At 67.6% G+C, this 22,170-nt stretch carries 23 protein-coding genes, 1 tRNA gene and 1 pseudogene; 12 read left to right on the top strand and 13 right to left on the bottom strand.

Annotated features, from left to right (window positions below; genetic code table 11):
* The first annotated feature begins 76 nt into the window (after positions 1-76).
* Both ACFQRC_RS11130 and ACFQRC_RS11125 read left to right on the top strand, forming a co-directional pair.
* On the top strand, positions 77-727 hold the full coding sequence (locus ACFQRC_RS11130) for a ribonuclease HII (RefSeq protein WP_379961182.1): 651 nt from the start codon (positions 77-79) through the stop codon (positions 725-727).
* 234 nt (positions 728-961) lie between these two features.
* Positions 962-2,089 carry a site-specific DNA-methyltransferase gene (locus tag ACFQRC_RS11125; RefSeq protein ID WP_379962421.1) on the top strand — a complete coding sequence of 376 codons (1,128 nt, stop codon included), beginning with the start codon at positions 962-964 and terminating at the stop codon, positions 2,087-2,089.
* A gap of 100 nt (positions 2,090-2,189) precedes the next feature.
* Here ACFQRC_RS11125 and ACFQRC_RS11120 read toward each other — a convergent pair whose 3' ends face one another.
* Positions 2,190-2,498, bottom strand: coding sequence for a hypothetical protein (locus ACFQRC_RS11120; RefSeq protein WP_379961180.1), 309 nt, complete (start codon positions 2,496-2,498; stop codon positions 2,190-2,192).
* A gap of 334 nt (positions 2,499-2,832) precedes the next feature.
* Between ACFQRC_RS11120 and folP the strand changes: the two genes are divergently transcribed.
* Complete coding sequence (gene folP / locus ACFQRC_RS11115) at positions 2,833-3,906, top strand: dihydropteroate synthase (RefSeq protein ID WP_379961178.1); 1,074 nt, start codon at positions 2,833-2,835, stop codon at positions 3,904-3,906.
* A 38-nt stretch (positions 3,907-3,944) separates the two neighbouring features.
* On the opposite strand, the gene ACFQRC_RS11110 is transcribed toward folP, so the two are convergent.
* The 3 genes from ACFQRC_RS11110 to ACFQRC_RS11100 all read right to left on the bottom strand — a co-directional run bounded on the left by ACFQRC_RS11110 (position 3,945) and on the right by ACFQRC_RS11100 (position 7,275).
* Complete coding sequence (locus ACFQRC_RS11110; protein WP_379961176.1) at positions 3,945-4,850, bottom strand: manganese catalase family protein; 906 nt, start codon at positions 4,848-4,850, stop codon at positions 3,945-3,947.
* Positions 4,851-4,998: 148 nt separating this feature from the next.
* On the bottom strand, positions 4,999-5,754 hold the full coding sequence (locus ACFQRC_RS11105) for an SDR family NAD(P)-dependent oxidoreductase (RefSeq protein WP_379961174.1): 756 nt from the start codon (positions 5,752-5,754) through the stop codon (positions 4,999-5,001).
* A gap of 45 nt (positions 5,755-5,799) precedes the next feature.
* Positions 5,800-7,275, bottom strand: coding sequence for a sigma-54-dependent transcriptional regulator (locus tag ACFQRC_RS11100; protein ID WP_379962420.1), 1,476 nt, complete (start codon positions 7,273-7,275; stop codon positions 5,800-5,802).
* A 121-nt stretch (positions 7,276-7,396) separates the two neighbouring features.
* On the opposite strand from ACFQRC_RS11100, the gene ACFQRC_RS11095 reads away from it, so the two are divergent.
* The 7 genes and pseudogenes from ACFQRC_RS11095 (at position 7,397) to ACFQRC_RS11065 (ending at position 13,306) form a co-directional block, all read left to right on the top strand.
* Positions 7,397-7,534 carry an aa3-type cytochrome c oxidase subunit IV gene (locus tag ACFQRC_RS11095; RefSeq protein ID WP_379961172.1) on the top strand — a complete coding sequence of 46 codons (138 nt, stop codon included), beginning with the start codon at positions 7,397-7,399 and terminating at the stop codon, positions 7,532-7,534.
* A gap of 16 nt (positions 7,535-7,550) precedes the next feature.
* A complete protein-coding gene (locus ACFQRC_RS11090) occupies positions 7,551-8,675 on the top strand; it encodes a Re/Si-specific NAD(P)(+) transhydrogenase subunit alpha (protein WP_379961170.1) in 1,125 nt (374 codons plus the stop codon).
* Positions 8,676-8,709: 34 nt separating this feature from the next.
* The gene (locus ACFQRC_RS11085) at positions 8,710-9,114 is read left to right on the top strand and encodes a hypothetical protein (RefSeq protein WP_379961168.1); all 405 of its coding nucleotides are present in this window, start codon (positions 8,710-8,712) and stop codon (positions 9,112-9,114) included.
* 143 nt (positions 9,115-9,257) lie between these two features.
* A pseudogene (locus ACFQRC_RS11080) lies at positions 9,258-9,707 on the top strand (proton-translocating transhydrogenase family protein); the annotation flags it as partial.
* Positions 9,708-9,878: 171 nt separating this feature from the next.
* The gene (locus ACFQRC_RS11075; protein WP_379961166.1) at positions 9,879-11,297 is read left to right on the top strand and encodes an NAD(P)(+) transhydrogenase (Re/Si-specific) subunit beta; all 1,419 of its coding nucleotides are present in this window, start codon (positions 9,879-9,881) and stop codon (positions 11,295-11,297) included.
* A 59-nt stretch (positions 11,298-11,356) separates the two neighbouring features.
* Entirely contained in the window at positions 11,357-12,094 is a 738-nt protein-coding gene (locus ACFQRC_RS11070; protein ID WP_379961164.1) for an aspartate/glutamate racemase family protein, read from the top strand.
* Between the two features lie 285 nt (positions 12,095-12,379).
* Positions 12,380-13,306 (top strand): winged helix DNA-binding protein, encoded by a 927-nt coding sequence (locus ACFQRC_RS11065; protein ID WP_379961162.1) that lies wholly within the window; start codon positions 12,380-12,382, stop codon positions 13,304-13,306.
* A 20-nt stretch (positions 13,307-13,326) separates the two neighbouring features.
* On the opposite strand, the gene rfbA is transcribed toward ACFQRC_RS11065, so the two are convergent.
* The 6 genes from rfbA to ACFQRC_RS11035 are packed head-to-tail and all read right to left on the bottom strand — an operon-like array spanning position 13,327 to position 19,201.
* Entirely contained in the window at positions 13,327-14,196 is an 870-nt protein-coding gene (rfbA, locus tag ACFQRC_RS11060) for a glucose-1-phosphate thymidylyltransferase RfbA (protein WP_379961160.1), read from the bottom strand.
* On the bottom strand, positions 14,193-15,104 hold the full coding sequence (gene rfbD, locus ACFQRC_RS11055; protein WP_379961158.1) for a dTDP-4-dehydrorhamnose reductase: 912 nt from the start codon (positions 15,102-15,104) through the stop codon (positions 14,193-14,195). Before rfbD ends, rfbA begins: the two co-directional genes overlap by 4 nt.
* Complete coding sequence (gene rfbB / locus ACFQRC_RS11050) at positions 15,101-16,192, bottom strand: dTDP-glucose 4,6-dehydratase (RefSeq protein WP_379961156.1); 1,092 nt, start codon at positions 16,190-16,192, stop codon at positions 15,101-15,103. Before rfbB ends, rfbD begins: the two co-directional genes overlap by 4 nt.
* Positions 16,192-16,758, bottom strand: coding sequence for a dTDP-4-dehydrorhamnose 3,5-epimerase (gene rfbC / locus ACFQRC_RS11045; RefSeq protein ID WP_379961154.1), 567 nt, complete (start codon positions 16,756-16,758; stop codon positions 16,192-16,194). Before rfbC ends, rfbB begins: the two co-directional genes overlap by 1 nt.
* Positions 16,758-18,047, bottom strand: coding sequence for a glycosyltransferase family 4 protein (locus ACFQRC_RS11040; RefSeq protein WP_379961152.1), 1,290 nt, complete (start codon positions 18,045-18,047; stop codon positions 16,758-16,760). The genes rfbC and ACFQRC_RS11040 overlap by 1 nt, the downstream gene beginning before the upstream one ends.
* Positions 18,044-19,201: an NAD-dependent epimerase/dehydratase family protein gene (locus tag ACFQRC_RS11035; RefSeq protein ID WP_379961150.1), complete on the bottom strand. Its 1,158-nt coding sequence runs from the start codon at positions 19,199-19,201 to the stop codon at positions 18,044-18,046. Before ACFQRC_RS11035 ends, ACFQRC_RS11040 begins: the two co-directional genes overlap by 4 nt.
* A 193-nt stretch (positions 19,202-19,394) precedes the next feature.
* Here ACFQRC_RS11035 and ACFQRC_RS11030 point away from each other — a divergent pair.
* A tRNA-Val gene (locus ACFQRC_RS11030) sits at positions 19,395-19,470 on the top strand.
* 128 nt (positions 19,471-19,598) lie between these two features.
* Here ACFQRC_RS11030 and msrB read toward each other — a convergent pair.
* Both msrB and ACFQRC_RS11020 read right to left on the bottom strand, forming a co-directional pair.
* Entirely contained in the window at positions 19,599-20,090 is a 492-nt protein-coding gene (msrB, locus tag ACFQRC_RS11025; protein WP_379961148.1) for a peptide-methionine (R)-S-oxide reductase MsrB, read from the bottom strand.
* A 62-nt stretch (positions 20,091-20,152) separates the two neighbouring features.
* On the bottom strand, positions 20,153-20,716 hold the full coding sequence (locus ACFQRC_RS11020) for a helix-turn-helix domain-containing protein (protein WP_379961146.1): 564 nt from the start codon (positions 20,714-20,716) through the stop codon (positions 20,153-20,155).
* Positions 20,717-20,808: 92 nt separating this feature from the next.
* On the opposite strand from ACFQRC_RS11020, the gene ACFQRC_RS11015 reads away from it, so the two are divergent.
* The gene (locus tag ACFQRC_RS11015; protein ID WP_379961144.1) at positions 20,809-21,324 is read left to right on the top strand and encodes a DUF6456 domain-containing protein; all 516 of its coding nucleotides are present in this window, start codon (positions 20,809-20,811) and stop codon (positions 21,322-21,324) included.
* 43 nt (positions 21,325-21,367) lie between these two features.
* On the opposite strand, the gene ACFQRC_RS11010 is transcribed toward ACFQRC_RS11015, so the two are convergent.
* Positions 21,368-22,030, bottom strand: a complete 663-nt coding sequence (locus ACFQRC_RS11010; RefSeq protein WP_379961142.1) for a hypothetical protein — start codon at positions 22,028-22,030, stop codon at positions 21,368-21,370.
* Between the last annotated feature and the right edge of the window lie 140 nt (positions 22,031-22,170).

Genomic DNA, 22,170 nt, shown 5'->3' with positions numbered 1-22,170 from the left:
CATCCATCCACAGGAAATAGCGGCGAGATTCCAGCTTTCGCTGGAATGACGGGGCGGGGCTGAATAGGTTCGCGCGATGCCGCCGCCCTGTTTCAAGATCGAAAAGCCGTTCCCCGAGCCGATCGTCGGCGTCGACGAGGCGGGCAGGGGGCCGCTCGCCGGACCGGTCGTGGCGGCGGCGGTGGTGCTGGACCGCAAGCGCTGCCCGCGAGGCATCGACGATTCGAAGAAACTATGCCTGGAGGTGCGCGAGAGCCTTTACGGCAAGCTTGCCCAAGTCGCCCGCGTCGGCGTCGGAGTTGCCACCGTTGAAGAAATCGACCGTTTCAACATTTTCTGGGCGACGATGCTGGCGATGACCCGGGCGGTGGACGCGCTCGGCCTAGAGCCGGGAACGGTGCTGGTAGACGGCAATCGCTGCCCGGACTGGCGCTACCCGTCCCGCGCCATCGTCGGCGGCGACGCCAAGAGCCGCTCGATCGCCGCCGCCTCGATCGTCGCCAAGGTCACCCGCGACCGGATCATGGCCGACCATGCGGGCGAGCATCCCGGTTATGGCTGGGAGACCAACCGAGGATACGGCACGCCCGAACATTATCGGGCGCTGGATCGTCTCGGCCTCACCCCGCTCCACCGCAGGAGCTTCGCGCCGGTCAGGCAGCATGAACTGGCTTTGCGAACCTGTTCCTCGGCGGAAGCGGGGGTCCAAATTCCGGCGCAAGACTGAACCCCGGCTTTCGCCGGGGAACGCTAATGCCCTCGGGCTGAGTCTTTCGCGCCACACCACTTCATATTGAGTCTTAACTCCAGGCTCCGTCACCAGATGTAGCGGAGACTCCTTTCGTTCCCCCAACATATAGCGAAAAGTTAACAGCGTCGCGCAAGCGCTTGTACTTGACCGGCGACTCCGGCTGACTCAGTCTGGCCGTCTTTGGATCAACCGGGGGCGGAATGAATGCGGATGGAACGGGTGGGAACGGGCGCGCGACGCCCGAAGGAAAAGCCTGCGCCTGAAACGCGGGGACTCCCGCTCGACACGATCATCGAACGCGACTGCATCGCCGCCATGGCCGCGCTCCCGGATTGCAGCGTCGACATGGTCTTCGCCGATCCGCCCTATAATCTTCAACTGGGCGGCGACCTGTTCCGGCCCGAGGGCGGCCGCGTCGACGCGGTCGATGACGATTGGGACAAGTTCGACACGTTCGCCAGCTACGATGCCTTCACCCGCGCCTGGCTCGCCGAGGCCCGCCGCATCCTGAAGCCCGACGGCACATTGTGGGTGATCGGCAGCTACCACAATATCTTCCGCTGCGGAGCCGCGCTCCAGGATCTGGGCTATTGGATCCTGAACGACATCGTCTGGCGCAAGTCCAATCCGATGCCGAACTTCCGCGGCACCCGCTTCACTAACGCCCACGAGACCCTGATCTGGGCGTCGAAGAGCGAGGATAGCCGCTACACGTTCAATTACCGGGCGATGAAGGCGCTCAACGAGGACCTTCAGATGCGATCGGACTGGGTGCTGCCGATCTGCTCGGGCGGCGAACGGGTCAAGACCGACGGCGTCAAGGCGCACCCCACCCAGAAGCCGGAGAGCCTGCTCTACCGAGTGCTGCTCGCCTGCACCAACAAGGGCGATGTCGTGCTCGATCCCTTCTTCGGCACCGGCACCACCGGCGCCGTCGCCCGCCGTTTGGGCCGTCGCTGGATCGGCATTGAGCGCGAGACGAAATATGTGAAGGTCGCCCGCGAGCGCATCGCCTCGACCCTGGAGCTGGACGAGAGCGCGATGCGCACGATGGCCTCGAAGCGCGCCGCCCCCAAGGTGCCATTCGGCGCGCTGGTGGAGACCGGCATGATCGAGCCCGGCGCGATCCTCACCGACAGCAAGCGCCGCTGGACCGTGCGTGTCGGGGCCGACGCCTCGGTCGCGCTCGACGGCAGGCAGGGCAGCATCCACCAGATCGGCGCCGCGGCCCAGGGCGCACCCAGCTGCAACGGCTGGACCTTCTGGCACGTCGAGCAAGCGGGGGCGTTGGTCGTGCTCGATGACTTGCGGCAGAAATACATAGCCACGCTCGAATAGAGTTTCTCGTCGCTCCCTCGCCCTGTCGCCATTGCGCGCGATCTCTGGCAAAAAGGGCGCCCCAGCGGGACGCCCTTTTTCTGTTCGGCGCGTTGTCGTCTTACTGGCTGGTGATAGCCTTTTGCACCGCCTTGTTGACGCTGGCGCTGGTGCTGGTCGCCTTGCAGGTGGGCGAACCGGTCTTCTTCTGCTGGGCGAGTACCGAAGCGTTCACGTCGCAGACCGCGGCGGCGATGCCGATCGGCACCTGGACGTTCACCGGCACCTGGCTGACGTTGATGTCGAGGTCGCGGGCGATGTTGTTGGCGACCTCGGCATTGGTGAGATCGACGACGACCAGGCCCTGATTCTGCGCGAGGGCTGGCGTCGCGGCCAGCGCCAGAGCGACGGCAAAGGGAAGAATGCGCATGATTTCAACTCCATGATGATGCGGGCGGCGCCAGGGGAAAACGCCGCCCGCGGGGACAGGAACATAAACGATGCGCCGCCGATCGGGGTTCGCAAGCCGGCTCGTTCGCTGGCCCGTTCGTCGTGGCCGTAACGAGCAGCGGCGACACAAAGCGATTTCCTACACAGCCCTCGCCGGACTATGCGGAGGGCATGGATCCATCGCCTCCCCCCACCCCCTCCTGGGCCGCTCGCTTCCTGGCAAAGGAGCGGAAAAAGACGCCTGACCCGAGGAACTTCGTGAACTTCCGCGCCAACCTGCAGGGACTAGGAGCCGGCCGAGCGAGGGGCAAGCCATGACGGTGCGCTATTATCTGCGTCCGACCGCGTTCGTCGATGCGCCGTTCGGTTATGATGGGAGGGTCGCGCGGCTCGCGGGCGGGATGGGCTGGTTCTCCGCCGTCGAGATCGACACGCTGGAAGGCGACGCGCGAATCTCCACCGAACTGGTGCCGGTCGAGGCGATGGGGGAGGCGCTGGCCCGGCTCGACGAGCGCGCGCGGGCGGCGTGGATCGCGCTGACCACGCCGCGCCTGCCGCTGACGCTGGGCGATCGGATCGTGCCGCTCGATCAGCCGCGGGTGGTCGGCATCCTCAACCTCACTCCGGACAGCTTCTCGGACGGCGGGCGGCACGATGCTTCGGGCGAAGCCGGCCACGCCATGGCGGCCGCCGGCGCGGCGATGATCGACGTCGGCGGGGAATCGACCCGGCCGGGCGCCAGGCCGGTCTGGGAAGGCGACGAGATCGAGCGCGTGCTTCCTGCGGTCCAGCGGCTGGCCGCCTCCGGCACCGCCGTCTCCATCGACACGCGCAAGGCGGCGGTGATGGAGGCGGCGCTCGGCGCGGGCGCGGCCCTCGTCAACGACGTCTCGGCCCTTCTCCATGACGAACGCGCGGCGGAGGTGGTAGCGATGGCGGGTTGCCCCGTCGTGCTGATGCACCACCAGGGCGCGCCCGAGACCATGCAGGTCGCCCCCCATTACGACAAACCGGTGCTGTTCGCCGTCTATGACTGGCTGGAGGAAAGGATCTCGGCGGCGGTGGCGGCGGGGGTCGCCCGCGACAGGATCATCGTCGATCCGGGCATCGGCTTCGGCAAGAGCGTCGGCAACAATCTCCAATTGCTGAACGGGTTGGCGCTGCTCCACGGCCTCGCCTGCCCGATCATGCTCGGCGCCAGCCGCAAGCGGATGATCGGCGCGCTGTCCAACGAAGCTCCGGCCGACGCCCGCCTGGCCGGCTCGATCGCGCTGGCCCTGAAAGGGGCGGAGCAAGGAGCGCAGCTCCTCCGCGTCCACGATGTCGAGGAGACGGTGCAGGCGCTCCGGGTGTGGCGCGGCCTTCGCGACGCCGCGCTCACTCCATGAGGGGGAGGCCGCCGACGCTGTCGCCGACGGCCGCCTCGTCAATGGTCGAGCGGTATTGCCTTGGTCTGGCCCGCACCCGGACCCGCGCCCAGATCGGCTCCCGTGGTCGGGTTGGCCGACGGGTCGGACTGGGTGCGCTTGGCGGCGGCCTTGTTGTCCTTGAGCTCTCGGCCCTTCAGCGCGACGGTGGCCAGGCCATCGCCGCCGTCGACGGGAATGCTCCCCGCGATATCGTCCATCCGATCCCATTCGTCGCCGCTGTTCCACGGGCCTTCGGCGTCACCCTCGCCTTGCGACGTGTTGACGTAGAGGCTGGCATATTCCGGCATCCCGGGAAGCTTGCCCGGCGGGAAATTATTTTCGATCGAATAGAGCGCCTTCTCGAAGGATTTCTGATGCGCGACCTCGCGGGTCATGAGAAAGGTCAGCGCGTCCCTGACGCCCACATCGTCGGTGATGTTGATGAGCCGTTCATAGACGATCTTGGCACGCGCCTCGGCGGCGATGTTGGAGCGAAGGTCCACCGTCGGCTCGCCGCGGCTGTCGACGTAGAAGCCGCTGAAGGGCACGCCTGACGAATTGACGAGCGCCGGGCCGCCGCCGAACAGGATCGATTCGGTGTGGCTGATGCCTCCACTGTTGATCTCGGCGTAGAGATCGGCTTCCGCCATGCTGCCTTCGGCCATCTTGCCCTTGGCGCCCTTGCAGAGCATCGCGACTATGGACCCGATGATCTCCAGGTGGGACAATTCCTCGGTGGCGATGTCGATCAGCAAGTCCTTGCGGCCGGGATCGTCCTCCGCCAGCCCCTGGGTGAAATAGCGCATGGCGGCGGCGAGCTCGCCGTCCGGTCCGCCGAACTGCTCCAGCATGAGGGTGCCGAGCACCGGGTTCGGCTCGGCCACGCGGACGGTATATTGCAGCTTCTTGTTGTGCATGAACATCGGGTGGCTCCTGGGGGAGGGGAGGGGAACAGGGTGGACGCGACCCGACAACAGGTGGGCTCCGCCGGTGGTTCCTGACCTTGCGATGAAATGAGCCGCCAACTTATTGTTACGGCTAGAGAACTGACGCGCGTTTAGCCCGTCCGTTTCACAGCGAATAGCCGCCGTCGGTGACGAGGCAGGTGCCGGTGACGAAGGCGGCCTGATCCGAGAGGAGGAAGGCGATCTGCCCGGCAATCTCGTGGGGCTTGGCGAACCGGCCCATCGGGGTCGCGGCCTGGCCCATCGCGGCGAAGGCGGCTTCCTCGCTTCCCATGTCGATCACCATGTCGGCGAAAAAAGGGACGGCGCTCCAGATCGGGGTCTCGACTCCGCCCGGCGCGATCGCGTTGACCCGGATGCGATCGGGCGCGCCTTCCTTGGCGGCGATCCGGGCGAGGTGGATGACGCCGGCCTTGGACGCGCCGTAAGCGGCGATGCCGGGCTCGGCCTTGAGCCCGGCGACCGAGGCGGTGAGGACGATCGAACCGCCCGCGCCCTTCATCGCCCGCATCGCCGCCTGGAGGGTGAGGAAGGCGCCGTCGAGGTTGACCGACATCACCCGGCGCCAGTCGGCCAGCCGCGTCTCGTCGATCGGCTTGCCTTCGCCGACGCCCGCATTGACGAGGGCATGGGTGAGTCCGGTCAGGTCGGCGCCGGACCAGAGCTGCTCGTCGGCGACGTCGCCGATCAGGAGTTGGCGTTCGCAGGGCAGCGAGAAGGCGAAATCGGCCAGCCTGTCCTCGTCGCGGTCGGCGAGGATCAGCTTCTTGGCGCCGCGATGGGCGAGCAGGGTGGCGGTCGCCGCGCCGATTCCGGAGGCCGCGCCGGTGATGAGGATGTTGGCGCCTGAGAAGTCCTGCATGAAGGCCGTTTAGCGCGGCGGCGCGGCCGTGTCGCCTGCCCGATGCTAGGCCGCGTCGCCGATGCCGAGTTCGCCCAATTTGCGGTAGAGGGTCGAGCGGCCAATGCCGAGACGGCGGGCGACCTCCGTCATGCGGCCGCGATAATGGCCGATGGCGAGGCGGATCACGTCGGATTCGATGTCGTCGAGGCTCCGCAGGTGACCGTCGGATTCGTAGAGGGTGATGCCGGGGCCGTTGGACAAGGCGGCGGTGTTGGACGCGCCGTTCAGCGCCTTGGAATGATAATCGTCGGCGCGCTTGTTATAGGTCGCCTCCCGCGCGATCTGCGGGAAATCGGCGGCGGTCAGCGCATTGCCCTCGCACAATACAGCGGCGCGGAAAAGCGCGTTCTGGAGCTGGCGGACGTTGCCCGGCCAGCCATAGGCCATCAAGACCGCCAGCGCGTCGTCGGTGATCGACAGATAGCGCATGCCCGGCTGCTCGGCGATCCGGGCGAGCAGGTGGCGGGCGAGGGGCGGGATGTCGCTCTGGCGCGCGCGGAGCGGCGGGATGTCGCAATGGACGACATTGAGCCGGTAATAGAGATCCTCGCGGAAACGGCCGTGCGCGACCTCGTCGGCCAGCCGGCGGTTGGTCGCGGCGATGATGCGGACGTCGACCAGTTGCGTCGCCCGGCCGCCGACCCGCTGGATCTCGCCGGTCTCGAGAGCGCGCAGCAATTTGACCTGGGTGTCGAGCGGCAGCTCGCCGACCTCGTCGAGGAACAGGGTGGTGCCGTCGGCATCCTCGAAGCGGCCGATATGGCGGTCGAAGGCGCCGGTGAAGGCGCCCTTCTCGTGGCCGAACAGGACCGATTCGACGAGGTTGACCGGGATGGCGCCGCAATTGACGGTGACCATCGGCTTCTTGCCGCGCGGGCTGGACGTGTGGATCGCCTGGGCGATGACCTCCTTGCCCGATCCGCTTTCGCCCTCGATCAGGACCGAAACGCGGGCGCGCGCGGCCTTGGCGGCGATGGCGAGCGCGGCCCGGAAGCCGGGCGCGGACCCGACGATCTCGTCGAAATCGAGCGGCTGCGCGATCTTCTCCGACAAAGGGCGGAGCTCGCCATTGCGCTGGCGGCGGTCGGTGGCGGCGTTCAAGGCCGAGAGCAGGCGGTCGGGCGCGATCGGCTTGACCAGGAAATCGCTGGCGCCGGCCCGCATCGCGTCGACCGCGACCGCAACGGAGGTCTGCGCGGTGAGGATGAGCAGCGGCAGGTCCGGCCGGAGCGCGCGGATGTCGGCGATGAGCGCCGTGCCCGCTTCGCCCTCCAGCCAGTGATCGAGCAGGATGGCATCGATCTCGCGACCTTCCTCCCCTGCGAGCAATTTGTGCGCCGCCTCGATGTCGGGCGCGCCCATCACCCACCAGCCGGCGCGGGCGCCGATGGCGGTGACCAGCCGGCGCTGTGCCGGTTCATCGTCGATCAGCAACAGACAGCGGGTCGCGTCCGGCCGCATATTCGCCACTTGGTTCATGGCCACGGGATGTAGCCCAGCGGAGTAAAGGCCGGCTTAACCGGGACGCCGTTTTTAAGGCTTGGGCGCAAGGCCCGGGCTTGTTAAGGGGGAGCGGCACAGGGTTCCCAAGAGGATGGAAATGGCGGTCGAAGGCGAGACGCAAAGCGAGATGCAGGCGCATGAGAAGAGCTATTCGCTCTTCTCGGCAATGATGAAGTGGGGCGCCATCGCCACCTTCGTCACGGCGATGCTCGTCGTCCTGATCATCGGTAGCTGACACAAGGGCCGCGGCGGTGAAGATCGCGGTCCTCAAGGAACAAGCCGACGGCGAGCGTCGCGTCGCCGCCACCCCTGAAACCGTAAAGAAATTCATCGCGCTCGGCGCCGAAATGGCGGTCGAGAGCGGCGCGGGGCTGACGGCCTCCATCGCCGACGCGGATTACGAAGCGGCGGGCGCCACCATGGGCGGCCGCGCGGACATGCTGGCCGGCGCCGACGCGGTGCTGGGCGTGCAGGGGCCCGATCCCGCGTCGCTCCACGGAATGAAGCCGGGCGCGCTGGTGGTCGCCGCGCTCAACCCGTTCGGCGAGCGCGCCCGGGTCGATGCCTATGCCGGCGCCGGGCTGGAAGCGCTGGCGATGGAGTTCATGCCGCGCATCACGCGCGCGCAGTCGATGGACATCTTGTCCTCCCAGTCCAACCTCGCCGGCTACAAGGCGGTGCTCGACGCGGCGGCAGAATATGGCCGCGCCTTCCCGATGATGATGACCGCCGCCGGCACCATCTCCGCCGCGCGGCTGTTCGTGATGGGCGTCGGCGTCGCGGGCCTGCAGGCGATCGCGACCGCGCGCCGGCTGGGGGCGGTGGTCTCAGCGACCGACGTCCGCGCCGCGACTAGGGAGCAGATCGAGAGCCTCGGCGCCAAGGCGATCTTCGTCGAGAATGTCGCCGGCATCGAAGGCGAAGGCGCGGGCGGCTACGCCACCGAGATGTCCGACGAGTATAAGGCGGCGCAGGCGGAGCTGGTCTCCGCCCACATCGCCAAGCAGGACATCGTCATCACCACCGCGCTCATCCCCGGCCGCCCCGCGCCGCGGCTGATCTCCGACGCGCAGGTGGCGTCAATGAAGCCGGGTTCGGTGATCGTCGATCTCGCGGTGGAGCAAGGCGGCAATGTCGAGGGCGCTGTCGCGGGAGAGGTCGTGGAGCTGCACGGGGTCAAGATCGTCGGCCACCGCAACGTCCCCAGCCGCCTCGCCGCCGACGCCTCCGCCCTCTACTCCCGCAACCTCTACAATTTCCTCAGCGCCTTCTGGGACGGGGAGGCGAAGTGCGTGGTACTCCCCGACGACGACGAGATCGTACAGGGGGTGCGGCTGACGCGGAACGGAAGCGTCGTGCACGAGAGGCTCGGGTGACCGCGCGAGGCCTCTTCGGCAGAAAGCGCCAGAGATGACGAGACCGTTGCTGATCGCCGTTTTCTTTCTCGCGCTCACGGCTTGCTCGGGATCTCGCATCGGCACCGGCTGGAGCCGCGCGCCGGATCTGTCGGTCTATGCCGCGATGGACGCGGCCGGGGAGATGGCGCGCGAGCAGGACGTGCTTTGCTCCGGTGGCAATCCGGCGGTGGTCGTCGATCACTGGAGGGCGCGGTTCGGGGCGCGGGAGGATTGGATCGCCGCGGCCCTCGCCGCGCGCCATGGCCAGGCCGTCGTCGATGCGGCCGAGCGGCCCGCCGTCGGGAGGGAGCGCTGCCCGCTTGTCAGCGAGCGCAAATGGCACCGCCATCACGGGCGGATGCTGAAGCTGCTCGAATTGCGCCTCTATCCCGCGGACCATTGGAGCGCCGGCCGATGACCTTCATGTCGATCCTCTCCATGCCGGTCTATGTCAGGGATCTCGTCAGGTTCATCGACGCGGTACGAGGAGCGAGCGCATGAAACCCCAGGATTACGAGGTCGATATCCGGCCGCTCAGCGCCGCCGAGGGAGGGGGATTCGCTGCCATCGCACCGGAATTGCCCGGATGTAGATCCGACGGCGAAACACCTCAGGAAGCGCTCGACAATGCGTATGACGCAATCGCCTGTTGGATCGAGGCTGCGGAAGAACTGGGGCGACAGGTTCCACCCCCCCGGCGCGCGGCCGCATAGGAGCCAGACTGTGGATTTCATCTCGATCCTCTCCATCTTCGTACTCGCCTGCTTCGTCGGCTATTACGTGGTCTGGGCGGTGACGCCGGCGCTGCATACGCCGCTGATGGCGGTGACCAATGCGATTTCCTCGGTGATCATCGTCGGCGCGCTGATCGCTTCGGCCGAGGCCGGGTCGGCGGGGGCGAAGTGGCTCGGGCTGGTCGCGGTGGTGCTGGCCAGCGTCAACATCTTCGGCGGCTTCGCGGTGACGGAGCGGATGCTGGCCATGTACAAGAAGAAGGAGCGCAAGGGATGAGGGGGCGGGAGGAAAATCCTCCCCCAAAAGGGGAGGGGGACCGCGCGCAGCGTGGTGGAGGGGTATCAGCGTCCGGGTCGGACCCGGCGGTCGGCGCAAGTTCGAGAACGCTGATACCCCTCCGTCGCGCTGGCGCGCGCCACCTCCCCTTCAAGGGGAGGACTTTCGCCCATGCATGAGGTCGCCGACGCGCCGGCCTGGGTGCCGCTCGCTTATCTGATCGCGGGCATTTGCTTCATCCTCGCGCTGCGCGGGCTTTCGAGCCCGGAGAGCAGCCGGCGCGGCAATCGCTTCGGCATGGTGGGAATGGGGATTGCGGTGGCGACGACCCTCGTCATGCACGACATCGCCAGCCTGCCGGAGATCGTCATCGCCATCGCGATCGGCGGGGCCATCGGCTTCGTCACCGCGCGGCGGATCGCTATGACGGCGATGCCGCAGCTTGTCGCGGCCTTCCACAGCCTGGTCGGCATGGCGGCGGTGCTGGTCGCGGCGGCGGCGTTCCTCAATCCCGGCGCCTTCGGCATTCTCGGTGCGGACGGCGAGATCCTCCAGGTCAGCCGGATCGAGATGGGGCTCGGCGTCGCGATCGGCGCGATCACCTTCTCCGGCTCGGTGATCGCGTTCCTGAAGCTCAACGGCAACATGTCGGGCAAGCCGATCATCCTGCCGCTTCGCCACGTCATCAATCTCGGCACGCTGGCGGCGATCATCGGCCTGATCGGCTGGTGGGCGGCCGAGGCGAGTCTGGAAGCCTGGCTGTTCTGGACCGTCACCGGCCTCGCCTTCCTGATCGGCTTCCTGCTCATCATCCCGATCGGCGGCGCCGACATGCCGGTGGTGGTGTCGATGCTCAACTCCTATTCGGGCTGGGCGGCGGCGGCGATGGGATTCACGCTCGGCAACACGGCGATGATCATCACCGGGGCGCTGGTGGGCAGTTCGGGCGCGATCCTTTCCTACATCATGTGCCGGGCGATGAACCGCAGCTTCATCTCGGTGATCGCGGGCGGCTTCGGCGGCGACACGGCCATCGCCGGCGGCGGCTCGGCGGCCGACCGGCCCTACAAGCGCGGCTCGGCCGAGGACGCGGCGTTCCTCCTGAAGCAGGCCGAGCAGGTCATCATCGTCCCCGGCTACGGCATGGCGGTGGCGCAAGCCCAGCATGCCCTGCGCGAGATGGGCGACCTGCTCGAGGGAGAGGGCGTGACGGTCAAATACGCCATCCACCCCGTCGCCGGGCGGATGCCGGGCCACATGAACGTGCTGCTTGCCGAAGCCAATGTCGATTACGACAAGGTGTTCGAGCTGGAGGACATCAACTCCGAATTCGCCCGCACCGATGTCGCTTTCGTCATCGGCGCCAACGACGTCACCAATCCGTCGGCCAAAACGGACAGGTCGTCGCCCATTTATGGCATGCCGGTGCTCGATGTGGAAAAGGCCAAGACGGTGCTGTTCATCAAGCGCTCGATGGGCGGCGCCGGCTATGCCGGGGTGGAGAATGAATTGTTCTTCCGCGACAACACGATGATGCTGCTCGCCGACGCCAAGAAAATGGTGGAAGACATCGTCAAGAATCTCGGATAGCGCGCGCCCCATTCCATGCCGGCTTCGTCCGGGCGAACCATATTCGGGACTGACGACACGTGCGCAAGCTGGGTTTGATCGGCGGGATGAGCTGGGTCTCGACCGCTCTATATTATGAGGCGATCAACAAGGCCGTGGCGCGCCGCGTGGGCGGGCTCGCCTCGGCGCCGCTCCTGATCGAGAGCCATGATTTCGCGCGGATCGCCGAGCTGCAGGCGGGCGGCGAATGGGAGCGGCTGTCCGAGACCATGATCGCCTCGGCGAAGCGGCTGGAGGCGGCGGGCGCCGAGGGGCTGATCATCGCCAGCAACACGATGCACAAGCTGTTCGACCGGGTTGACGCCGAAGTGAAGGTGCCGATGCTCCATATCGGCGACGTCACCGCCGAGGCGCTGGCCGCCGACGGCGTCAAGCGCGTCGGCCTGATCGGCACGCGCTTCACCATGTCCGAGCCCTTCTACCGCGAGCGGATCGAGGCGCACGGCATCGCGGTCTCGCTTCCCGACGCGGGGATGGCCCGCGAGATCGACCGGATCATCTTCGAGGAGCTGACCCGCGGCGTCGTCAGCCGCGTGTCGCAGCGGACCTTGAAGACCTGCCTGACGACGATGGCGCAGGCGCGCAACCAGGCGGTGATCCTGGGTTGCACCGAACTGGTCATGCTGGTCGATCCGGGCGCGAACGTGCTGCCGGTCTACGATACCACCGCGCTCCACAGCCGCGCCGCCGTCGACTGGATATTGGCCGGCGACAAATTGCCGGCGGAAGCGGCCGAGGAAAGCGCGGGCGCGGCCTGAGCGACCCCGGATTTGCGCCGTCGCGGAGGGAAACGACTCCGAAATGGATGTAATTCCCCGACAGCCTCCCCCGAATCCTGGGACTGAGCTTCTTCTGGGCTCGCGATCGGCCGCGGCCGGCTCCGTCGGAGCTTTCGCGAAAGCGTCGGGCTCCCGGTCGCACATCGGCGCTAATCTATCCTTTTCAGTCACATAAGCGGAAAAGAAGCGCCGAAACGGAGGCATCCACCCCTCAATTTTCGTCCGCATCGGCGGCAAATGGGCGCGGGACAAGGACCAGTGGCCATGCCGCCGAACATCGCGCATGATGCGCTCGAGATGATCGAATATCGCGACCTGCCGGCCGTGCTGGTGCTCGCCGACAGCGAGGCCGGAATGGAACGCGCCCGCCGCTCGGCGGAGAGCGCCGGATGCCGGGTCAGCGATGCGGTCGGAATGGAGGGGGCGGTCGAGCGGCTCGACCGGCAGGTGGCGATGGACGCCGTGCTGGTCGAGGTCGAGCGCGACCACGGGCCGGACCTCGACCGGCTGCTCGACCGGCTCGACGCGGCGGCGCGGGCGGAGCGGCATGGCAGCGTCGTATCGGCGCCGCCGGCGCTGATCGACCTCATCGCCGCGCGGGCTGTGCATGGCGGCGTACGGCATCTGTGCGACGCGAGCGAGCTGGACCGGGTGGCCGCGATCGCGCTCGCCTCGGCGCGCTTGCCCGCGCGGCTGCGCGACGTGGGCCGCGAGCCGGGAACCGACCGCCTCCAGCAATTGAGCGAAGAGGTAGGCCGTATCGCCAACATCCTCGCCAATCTGTCCGAAGAGGCGGTGACCGGCGATCCCGCGCCCGCGGCCCGGACGGACGAGAAGGGCGCCGAGATCACCGCCGGCCAGGTCCGCGCCATAATCCGCGCGCGCCGGCTGCGTGAGCAATATTTCCATGCCGATCTGTTCGCCGATCCGGCCTGGGACATGCTGCTCGATCTGATGGCGGCGCGGCTGGGCAAGCAGCGGGTCGCGGTCTCCAGCCTCTGCATCGCCGCCGCCGTGCCGCCGACGACGGCTTTGCGCTGGATCAAGACCCTGTGCGAGCATGGCCTGTTCGTGCGCTCGGCCGACCCCGAGGACGGCCGCCGCGTCTATATCGAATTGTCCGACGCGGCGGCGGCGGGCCTCCACGCCTATCTGGCGGCCGCGCAGCGTATCTCGCCGCTGCTGGTCTGACCGAGGTCGGCGGGGCGGCCTCAGGCCGGGCCGGCGACCTTCAGCAGATACTGGCCGTAGGCGGTGTTCCGAAGCGCTTCGCCCTGCGCGCGAAGCTGGTCGCGGTCGATGAAGCCGTGGTCGAACGCGATCTCCTCGGGACAGGCGATCTGAACGCCCTGGCGGTGCTGGACGACGCGGACCAGTTCTGCGGCGTCCATCAGACCGTCCGGAGTGCCGGTGTCGAGCCAGGCGAAGCCGCGGCCCATCTGCTCGACATGGAGCTCCCCCAATTCCATGTAGCGGCGATTGAGATCGGTGATTTCCAGCTCGCCGCGCCAGGACGGCTTCACCTGACGGGCGAACTCGACCACGCGATTGTCGTAGAAATAGAGGCCGGTTACCGCCTTGTTCGATTTCGGCTGGTCGGGCTTCTCCTCGATGCTCACCGCCCGGCCGGTCCCGTCGAGCTCGACCACGCCATAGGCATTGGGCTTCTCGACCTCGTAGCTGAACACGGTCGCGCCGTGGGTCCGGGCCCTGGCCGAAGCGAGGAGGCCGCCGAGGCCCGCGCCATAATAGATATTGTCGCCGAGGATCAAAGCCGCCGCGTCGCCGCCGAGGAACTCCTCGCCGATGAGGAAGGCCTGGGCCAGCCCCTCGGGCTTCGGCTGTTCGGCATAAGCGATGGTCACGCCGAAGCGGCCGCCGTCGCCCAGCAGCCGCTCGTAAAAGGGCAGCTGCTCGGGCGTGCTGATGAGAAGGATGTCCCTGATCCCGGCGAGCAGCAATGTCGAGAACGGGTAGTAGATCATCGGCTTGTCATAGACCGGCAGCAATTGCTTGCTGATCGCCAGCGTCGCCGGCGCGAGCCTGGAGCCGGAGCCGCCCGCCAGGATTATCCCCTTCATGCCTCGTCCTTCTTTCCCTCGCGGACGGCGTCGAGCTCGTCCAATATGTCGTTGAGCGCGCTCCGCCACGGCCTCGGGCTGATACCGAAATCGCGCTCGATCTTCTGCGTGGCGAGGCGCGAATTGGCCGGCCGCCGCGCCGGCGTCGGATAGTCGCTGGTGGCGATCGGCTTCACCCTGGGGACGCGCCGCCCGCGCATCGCCTCATGCTCGAACACCGCCGAAGCGAGGTCGTGCCAGTTCGCTTCGCCGGCATTGACGAAATGATAGGTGCCGGTCGCCGCGCCCTCATCCTCGACATGGCGTGCGGCGAGAATTGCCAGGGTCGCGGCGATGTCGGCGGCGCTGGTCGGGCAGCCATGCTGGTCGGCGACGATGCCGAGCTCCTCGCGCTCGGCGCCGAGGCGGATCATGGTCTTGACGAAATTATTGCCCCAGGGGCTTACCACCCAGGCGGTGCGCAGGATGATGTGGCGTGGGCACGCCTCGCGCACGGCGCGCTCCCCCGCCTCCTTGGACGCGCCATAGACGCCGAGCGGGGCGACGGGGTCGTCCTCCGCGTAGAAGTCCGTCTTGGCCCCATCGAACACATAATCGGTCGAGACGTGGAGCATAGGAATGCCCCGTGCCGCGCACTCCTCGGCGAGGATGGCGGGCGCGGCCGCGTTGACCGCCCAGGCCTTGTCCCGATCACTCTCCGCCCGGTCGACCGCCGTATAGGCGCCGGAGTTGATGATTGCCGACCAGTCGCCGCCGGCCAGCGTCCGCCGGATCGAATCCGGATCGGCCAAGTCGAGTTCGGCGCGGCCTGGAGCCACGAACGTCGCGCCCGCCGCCCCGCCGATCCGCCGCAGGCCGTGCCCTACCTGGCCGGTGCCGCCGGTGACGAGGATCGGCGCGCGGCTCACCGTCCCCCGCTCAGCGCGGCGAGGCCCAGCCGTTCGCCGACGCCGCCGCGCTCGAGCAGCGGCCGCCACCAATCCTCATTGGCGAGATACCAGGCGACCGTCTCCTCGATGCCGTCCTCGAAGCTGCGGCTCGGCTCCCAGCCCAATTCGGCGCGGATCTTCGAGGCGTCGACGCCATATTTGAAATCATGGCCCGGCCGGTCGGTGACGAATTGGATGAGGTCGCGGTGGGGGGCACCACCGGCGCGCGGTCGCATCCTGTCCAGGGCGTCGCATATCCGATGCACCACTTCGATATTCTGGCGCTGCGACGAGCCGCCGATCATGTAGGTTTCGCCGGGCGCGCCGCGCTCCGCCACCGCCCACAGCGCCGACACATGATCCTCGACATAGAGCCAGTCGCGGACATTCTCGCCCGTGCCGTAGACCGGCAGACGCTCGCCCGCGAGGCACTTCATGATGATGAGCGGGATCAGCTTTTCGGGGAATTGGCACGGCCCGTAATTGTTCGAGCAATTGGTCAGCAGGATCGGCAGCCCGTACGTGTGGAAGCAGGCGCGGACGAGATGGTCGGAACCCGCCTTCGACGCGGAGTAGAGCGAACGAGGGTCGTAGGGCGTTTCCTCGGAGAAGCCGGGGCCGTCGTCGTCCGCGCCGAGATCGCCATAGACCTCGTCGGTCGAGACGTGGAGGAAGCGGAAACGGTCCTTCGCCTCCCCCTCGAGCCCGCGCCAATGCCCGAGCGCCGCGAACAGCAGATTGGCGGTGCCCATGACGTTCGTCTCGACGAAGATTTCCGGCCCGTCGATCGAGCGGTCGACGTGGCTCTCGGCCGCCGAGTGGATGACGAGGTCCGGCTTGAAATCCTCGAACAGGGCCCGGACGCGGGCGGCGTCGCGAATGTCCACCTGTTCGAAGCGATAGCGGTCGTTCCCGGCCACGTCGTTCAGCGAGAGCGGGTTCGCCGCATAGGTCAGGCAATCGACATTCATCACCCGATGGCCTTCCGGCGCCGCCACGAGCTGGCGGACGATGGCCGAGCCGATGAAGCCGGCGCCGCCGGTCACGAGAATGCGTCTTGCAATCATCAGGAGATCACCACGGGTCCAAGAGGGGTGCCGTCATAGGAGAAGGGGCTATCGAAATCGGCCAGGCGCGGCAGACCCCGGTCCTTGGCGGAAAGCGTGGGTCCGCCAGTGGGAAGCGGCCAGTCCAGGGCGAGGTCCGGATCGTCCCACGCAATGCCGCCATCGCATTCCGGCGCGTAATAACCGTCGACCTTGTAGAAGACCTCGCTGTCCGGTTCGAGGGTCACGAAGCCGTGGGCGAAGCCGGCGGGGCCGTAAAGCTGGTGGCCATTCTCCGCCGACAGGATTGCCCCGAAGGATTGCCCGTAAGTGGGTGAGCCCCGGCGGACGTCGACGAACACGTCCCAGATGGCGCCCTTCACGCAGCGCACCAGCTTGGCCTGGGCGTGGGGCGGCGTCTGGAAATGGAGGCCGCGCACGGTGCCCACCTCGCTCGACATCGACTGATTGTCCTGAACGAAGGCGATGTCGAGGCCATGCCCGGCCAGCTTGCGGGCATTATAGGTCTCGCTGAACCAGCCGCGCTCGTCGCCGAAACGCTTGGGCATGATGTGCAGGATCGGCATCAGTCGCCCCCGCTTGCCGCCGGTCGCGCTTCGGGCGCGCGGCCGGACTTGCGCGCCCTGAAGCCCTCGACCGTGCGGGTGAACAAAGCCTCGGCCTTGGCGAGCACCTTGCTGCCGACGAAATGCTCCTCGATATAGGCGCGCGCGTTGCGGCCCATCCGCGCGCGGCCTTCCTCGTCCGCCCGCAGCGTCCGGATCGCATCGGCGAGCAGGGCCGGCTGCTCCGGCTCCACCACCATCCCGCAATCGGCCTCCTCGATGAAGCGCGCGCCCTCGCTCTCGCCGACGCCCGCCACCAGGATCGGCCGCCCGGAGGCGCCGTAGGACATGAGCTTCGACGGCATCACCATGTCGATGACCTCGCGACGCTGGTGGAGGACGAGCAGGTCCGCGGTCGCCAGCATGTCGGGGAGCTTGGCGCGGGGCTGCACGCCGACGAAGGTGACGTTGTCGAGGCCGAGCTGCTTCGCCCGCTCGATGGCGACGTGGCGGTGATTGCCTTCGCCGACCAGCACGAATTTGATCCCGGCCTCGTCCTTCAGCAGCCCGGCTGCTTCAACAAGCGTCTCCATCTGCTGCTTCTCGCCGAAATTGCCGACGTAGAGGACGACGAAATCCTCGGGCGTCGCGCCCGCTTCCTCGCGGAATTTCGACAGGCGCGATCCCGGTGTCACCCAGTCGGTATTGACCCAGTTGGGAAGGAAGCTGAGCTTGCTGTCGGGGACGCCGTGCGCCTTGACCCCGGCCAGCAACTTGTGACCGATCACCGAAACATGCTCGGCATGGTCGTAGACGAAATCCGCCATCTTGTTGGCGAGCTTCAGCGCCTTGCCTTCGCGCATGATGCCGAGCGCGACGGCGCCCTCGGGCAACAGGTCCTGGACGTGGAAGACGTAGGGCACGCCCCAGACCTTCCCCAGGGCCGCCGCCGTCACGCCCGTCTGCAGCGGCGAGCAGATGGCGAGGATCATGTCCGGCTTGCCGGTGGTGAGGGCGCCGAGGAATGAGGTCGCCGCGAACGAGCTGTCATAGGCAATGCGGCGGAACTTGGTCGGGTTCTCGGGTATGTAGTTCGGCACCCGGAGCACCTTGATGCCGCGCACCACGTCCTTCTGGACGAACTTGCCGCGATAGCCGTCGAACCTCTTCCACTGCGGATAATGGGGGAAGGCGACGACCGCCGTCACTTCGTGGCCCTGCTCCACCAGGTAGGCGCAAAGGTCGGTGGTGAAGGGCGCCGAGGCGGTGACTTCGGGGTCGAAGCAGGTGGCGAGAACCAAAATCTTCATGCGGCCGGGGCCCCGCTTGCGCCGCTGCGGTAGAGGTTGCGCTCCTGGAGCTGGCGGGTGGCTTCCTCGTTGAGGCCCGCGCCTTCCTCGCGCGACTGGTTCATCGCCCAGGCGAGCCATTTCTCGATGCCGGCCTCGATGCCGGTTTCCGCGACGAAGCCGAGATCGTTCCTGATCCGGCTCGGATCGGCCACGGCGTGGCGGACATCGCCGACCCGATAGGCGCCGGTCACCCGCATCGGCACGCTCTTGCCGGCGGCGGCAAGGATGGTCTCGGCGAGCCGCGCGACCGACACGCCGTCGCCGGTACCCACATTATAGGCGTCGTGGCGGAACTGCTCGGCCGGCGCCAGCAGCGCCAGCGCGGTGGCCGCGGCGACGTCGTCGATATAGACGAAGTCGCGGCTTTCGAGCCCGTCCTCGAACAGCTGGATCGGCGCATCGGCTTCGACCTGCCGCAGGAAGGCCGGGAGGATGCCGGTATAGGGATCGTTGAGGCTCTGCCCCGGGCCGTAGACGTTGAAGTAGCGCAAGGCGACGAACTTGGTACCGTAAGCGGGCAAAGTGGCGCGGCACAGATTCTCCTGCGCCAGCTTGTTGGCGGCGTAGACCGATTGGGGCAGCTTGGCGGCCTTCTCCGTTGTGCCGACCGAGGTCAGCGCCCCGCCGCATTCGTCGCAGACCGGTTCCCATTTGCCCTGGGCCAAATCGGCCTCGGCGCGGCCCCAGGGGCTGACGATGCCGCAGGCGCCGCACTCATATTCGCCTTCGCCATAGACGGCGCGCGAGGAGGAAAGGACGAGCCGGTCGAACGAGCGGCCGGCATCGACCATCGCCTGAAGCAGGGTCGCGGTGCCGCGCTCGCCGACATCGGTATAGCGCTCGACCTCATACATGGACTGGCCGACACCGGTCAGGCAGGCGAGGTGGGCGATGCGATCGACGCCCTCCAGCGCGCTCGCCACGGTGGCGCGGTCGCGGACGTCGCCCCGCACGAACTCCGCGCCTTCGATCTCCATGGGGGGACGCGCGTCCGGGCCGTGTACCTGCTCCGACAGATTGTCGAGCACGCGCACGTCGACATTCCTTGCCAACAGCAGCTTGACGAGGTTGCGCCCGACGAAGCCGCACCCCCCGGTGACCAGAACTCGCATTCATTCCCCCACGGGCCGATTATCGCGCGACCTGATAAGGGCCGGTCCCGATTTTGCAAGCCGCGTCAACGCGGAAGCGGGTCCTTCCCGCGCGATTCCGGGACGAGAAGTTCTTCCTGGAGGCGTCGAGCGGGGCCGACGCCGGCCCCTTGACCGTCCCGGCAAAGCTCCTAGAAGCCGATTTCCCGGACAGGGGCGCTTAGCTCAGTTGGTAGAGCATCTCGTTTACACCGAGAGGGTCGGCGGTTCGAGCCCGTCAGCGCCCACCAGGAAGGAAGCCCCGAAGAAGGCTTCAAATCCATCCCAGCACCGCCAGCAGGATCAACGTGCCGATTACGGTCACGGCGGCCGAACCGATGCATCCGAGGCGGTTGGAGAAGAGGAAGAACAAGGCGCCCTATTCCCTCGGCGCTTCCTGCCGGTCGAGGCGGCGGGGCGGCTGCTCGCCTTCGGGCACGAACTCCATCGAGACGGAATTGAGGCAATAACGCTGACCGGTCGGCGGTGGGCCGTCCGGGAAGACATGGCCGAGATGCCCGTCGCAGCGGGCGCAACGCACCTCGATGCGGACCATGCCATGGCTGGTGTCGCGTATCTCCCGGACATGGTCGGGATCGAACGGCTCGGTGAAGCTGGGCCAGCCGGTGCCCGACTCGAACTTGGCGCCGGAGCGGAACAGCGGCAGGCCGCACAGCCGGCAGGCGTAGAGCCCGCCCTCCTTGTTGTTGAGCAGGGTGCCGCAGAAAGGCGCCTCGGTGCCGTGGTTCAGGATGACCTGGCGCTCCTCGGCCGTCAGGTCGCCGGCGAGATCCTCGCGCTCCGCCTCGCCGATCGGCGCGACGTCATAGCCGCTCGCGGAAAGGCGGGACGCCTCGCTCTGGTCTTCCATGTGCCGGGACCTCCTCGTTCAGGACTTCGGGTGGAGAACGGACGCCTGTCGCCGGCGTTCCGTCAAAGGGCGCGGATGAGCCTGACGGCGACCGCCGCCCAGGGCGGGTCGGCGACAACGAGCTGCCGCTGCCCGCTGCCCAGCGGCAGGATGTGCAACTTGCCTTCTTCGCGGCCGATCAGCCGTCCGAACAGGAAGCGGCCGGCGGGGCGCGGGAGCAGGATGTCGCGGTTCATCGCCTGGCCGAAAGCCTCCGGCCCGATCCGGCTCAGCCAGATCTCGTCGCCGCCGCGATAATCGCCGACGCCGCCGGCGACGATGATGGCGACGAGGCCCGGCGCCGATTGCGGCGGGATGACGACGCCTTCGCGGCGCGGCGCGTGGGCGCCGTCCGATTCGAGGATCGCGGCGACCGGTATGTCCTCGCGGTCGGGCAGCTTGACGAGATCGCCGGCCTCGACGCCGAGCGCCGCCGCGATGCGGTTGAGCCATCCCACCGAGACGGTGCGCGTCCCGGTTTCGAGCCGGCCGATCGTCTGCGGCGTGGTCGGCGGCGTGCACCGATCGGCAACGTCCTGGAGCGTCATCTTGCGGGCGCGGCGGACTTCGCGGATGCGGGTAATCATAAGTGCCTCTTTGGAACCGGTTCGGTTATATCTCTTTCCTACAGACGCGCCTCGATGGCAAGCTTTTCCTTTGATTCGATGGGAGCATGTGCGTGGCGGGACCGAGACGGAACAGGTTGCTGGCCGAGCAAGCGGTGCCGGCGGACGGTGAGGAAAGAAAGTCCCACCCTCCGGGCACGCCCAGGCGGGGCCGCGCGGTGCGCTCCGTCACCGTCAATCTGGCGGAATCACCGCTCGGGTGGCTGAGGGCGCGGGGACATCTGAGCGCACGCCAGTTCGACGCCGGCGAACGGCTGCGGTCGGACTGGGAGCGCGCCCTGCTGGCGCCGTCCGTCACCATGAAATGGGATGCGCCGCCGATGGAGAAGGTCGCGCGGGGAGCGCCCCGGCCCGACGACCCGACGATCGCGCAGATTTCAGCGAAGCGCCGGTTCGACGCGGCGGCGGCGGCGGCCGGTCCGGGCCTGGGCGACATATTGTGGCGGATCGTCTGCGCCGGCGAGGGGATGCGCGACGCCGAGCGGGCGCTGGGCTGGCCCGCGCGGGCGGGCAAGCTGGTGCTGGGCCTCGCGCTCGACCGGCTGGCCGATCATTACCGGATCGGGTGACGGGTTCGGAGAGGGATCGGCGCCTTACCCGCGCAGCGGCGCATCACTGCCGCGGCGTGGCGGGCTGCTCCTCGTCGAGCGCGGCGGCGGCGGCGGCGTCTGCGGCGGTCAGGGCACTCTCCACGGCGGCCGCCTCTTCGGCGGACAATTCTCCCTCCATGTTCGCGTCGGTTTCCATCGTCATGTTCATGTCCATCCCCATGCCGTTGTCCATCATGACGGGCGAAAGCGCGCAATCCCTCATCGCCGAGACCGCCGCCGCCGTACCGGCCATATCGAGACTGATCAGTTGCTCGCCGTCCCGATACATCTCCATCGATGTCATCGCCGCGATCCGATCGAGCACGGCCTCGTCGACGGCGACGACATAGCTCTGGAATCCCTTCTCGCCGTTGAAGCCTCGGGCCTTGACGCCTTTGATCGAGGGGGGTTGTCCGTTCTCGCCGAAATCGACGCGGACCTCGGCGTCGTGTGGGACGTCGCGCCATGTCGGGTCGGAGATTTCGAGGTCGAAATGATCGTCATGGGCGATGATCCAGGCGCTGGCTCCATTGTCCCAGCCGGCGTCGATCTGACATCGACTGTCCGACATCCACCAGCTGGACAAAGGCTCCAGCGACCGGCGATCGTCGGTCATCGCTTCCTGGGCGACGGCCGCTCCGGCGGCGAGGCCGACACAGGCGAGCAATATAGTGGCAGGCTTCATGGGATTGGTCCTCCCCAACGCGGTGCACTGGGCAGGAGGCTGACACGGGTCGCACGCGGAGGCAAGCCGACCCGTGTCGGGAAACGCGAAGGCCGGTCGCCTGCTGGAGGCCAGGCAACCGGACGCGCCGCTGCCAGGCA

The sequence above is a fragment of the Enterovirga sp. GCM10030262 genome, from assembly GCF_042666435.1.
Lineage (GTDB): Bacteria > Pseudomonadota > Alphaproteobacteria > Sphingomonadales > Sphingomonadaceae > Allosphingosinicella.
The sequence above is the reverse complement of the archived record's forward strand: the minus strand, read 5'-3'. Positions and strand labels throughout refer to the sequence as shown.

Excerpts from the sequence above, each read along its gene's own strand:
- ACFQRC_RS11130 (WP_379961182.1), top strand. The coding sequence starts at position 77 with ATGCCGCCGCCCTGTTTCAAGATCGAAAAGCCGTTCCCCGAGCCGATC.
- ACFQRC_RS11125 (WP_379962421.1), top strand. The coding sequence starts at position 962 with ATGGAACGGGTGGGAACGGGCGCGCGACGCCCGAAGGAAAAGCCTGCG.
- ACFQRC_RS11120 (WP_379961180.1), bottom strand. The coding sequence starts at position 2,498 with ATGCGCATTCTTCCCTTTGCCGTCGCTCTGGCGCTGGCCGCGACGCCA.
- folP (WP_379961178.1), top strand. The coding sequence starts at position 2,833 with ATGACGGTGCGCTATTATCTGCGTCCGACCGCGTTCGTCGATGCGCCG.
- ACFQRC_RS11110 (WP_379961176.1), bottom strand. The coding sequence starts at position 4,850 with ATGTTCATGCACAACAAGAAGCTGCAATATACCGTCCGCGTGGCCGAG.
- ACFQRC_RS11105 (WP_379961174.1), bottom strand. The coding sequence starts at position 5,754 with ATGCAGGACTTCTCAGGCGCCAACATCCTCATCACCGGCGCGGCCTCC.
- ACFQRC_RS11100 (WP_379962420.1), bottom strand. The coding sequence starts at position 7,275 with ATGAACCAAGTGGCGAATATGCGGCCGGACGCGACCCGCTGTCTGTTG.
- ACFQRC_RS11095 (WP_379961172.1), top strand. The coding sequence starts at position 7,397 with ATGGCGGTCGAAGGCGAGACGCAAAGCGAGATGCAGGCGCATGAGAAG.
- ACFQRC_RS11085 (WP_379961168.1), top strand. The coding sequence starts at position 8,710 with ATGACGAGACCGTTGCTGATCGCCGTTTTCTTTCTCGCGCTCACGGCT.
- ACFQRC_RS11075 (WP_379961166.1), top strand. The coding sequence starts at position 9,879 with ATGCATGAGGTCGCCGACGCGCCGGCCTGGGTGCCGCTCGCTTATCTG.
- ACFQRC_RS11065 (WP_379961162.1), top strand. The coding sequence starts at position 12,380 with ATGCCGCCGAACATCGCGCATGATGCGCTCGAGATGATCGAATATCGC.
- rfbA (WP_379961160.1), bottom strand. The coding sequence starts at position 14,196 with ATGAAGGGGATAATCCTGGCGGGCGGCTCCGGCTCCAGGCTCGCGCCG.
- rfbB (WP_379961156.1), bottom strand. The coding sequence starts at position 16,192 with ATGATTGCAAGACGCATTCTCGTGACCGGCGGCGCCGGCTTCATCGGC.
- rfbC (WP_379961154.1), bottom strand. The coding sequence starts at position 16,758 with ATGCCGATCCTGCACATCATGCCCAAGCGTTTCGGCGACGAGCGCGGC.
- ACFQRC_RS11040 (WP_379961152.1), bottom strand. The coding sequence starts at position 18,047 with ATGAAGATTTTGGTTCTCGCCACCTGCTTCGACCCCGAAGTCACCGCC.
- ACFQRC_RS11035 (WP_379961150.1), bottom strand. The coding sequence starts at position 19,201 with ATGCGAGTTCTGGTCACCGGGGGGTGCGGCTTCGTCGGGCGCAACCTC.
- msrB (WP_379961148.1), bottom strand. The coding sequence starts at position 20,090 with ATGGAAGACCAGAGCGAGGCGTCCCGCCTTTCCGCGAGCGGCTATGAC.
- ACFQRC_RS11020 (WP_379961146.1), bottom strand. The coding sequence starts at position 20,716 with ATGATTACCCGCATCCGCGAAGTCCGCCGCGCCCGCAAGATGACGCTC.
- ACFQRC_RS11010 (WP_379961142.1), bottom strand. The coding sequence starts at position 22,030 with ATGAAGCCTGCCACTATATTGCTCGCCTGTGTCGGCCTCGCCGCCGGA.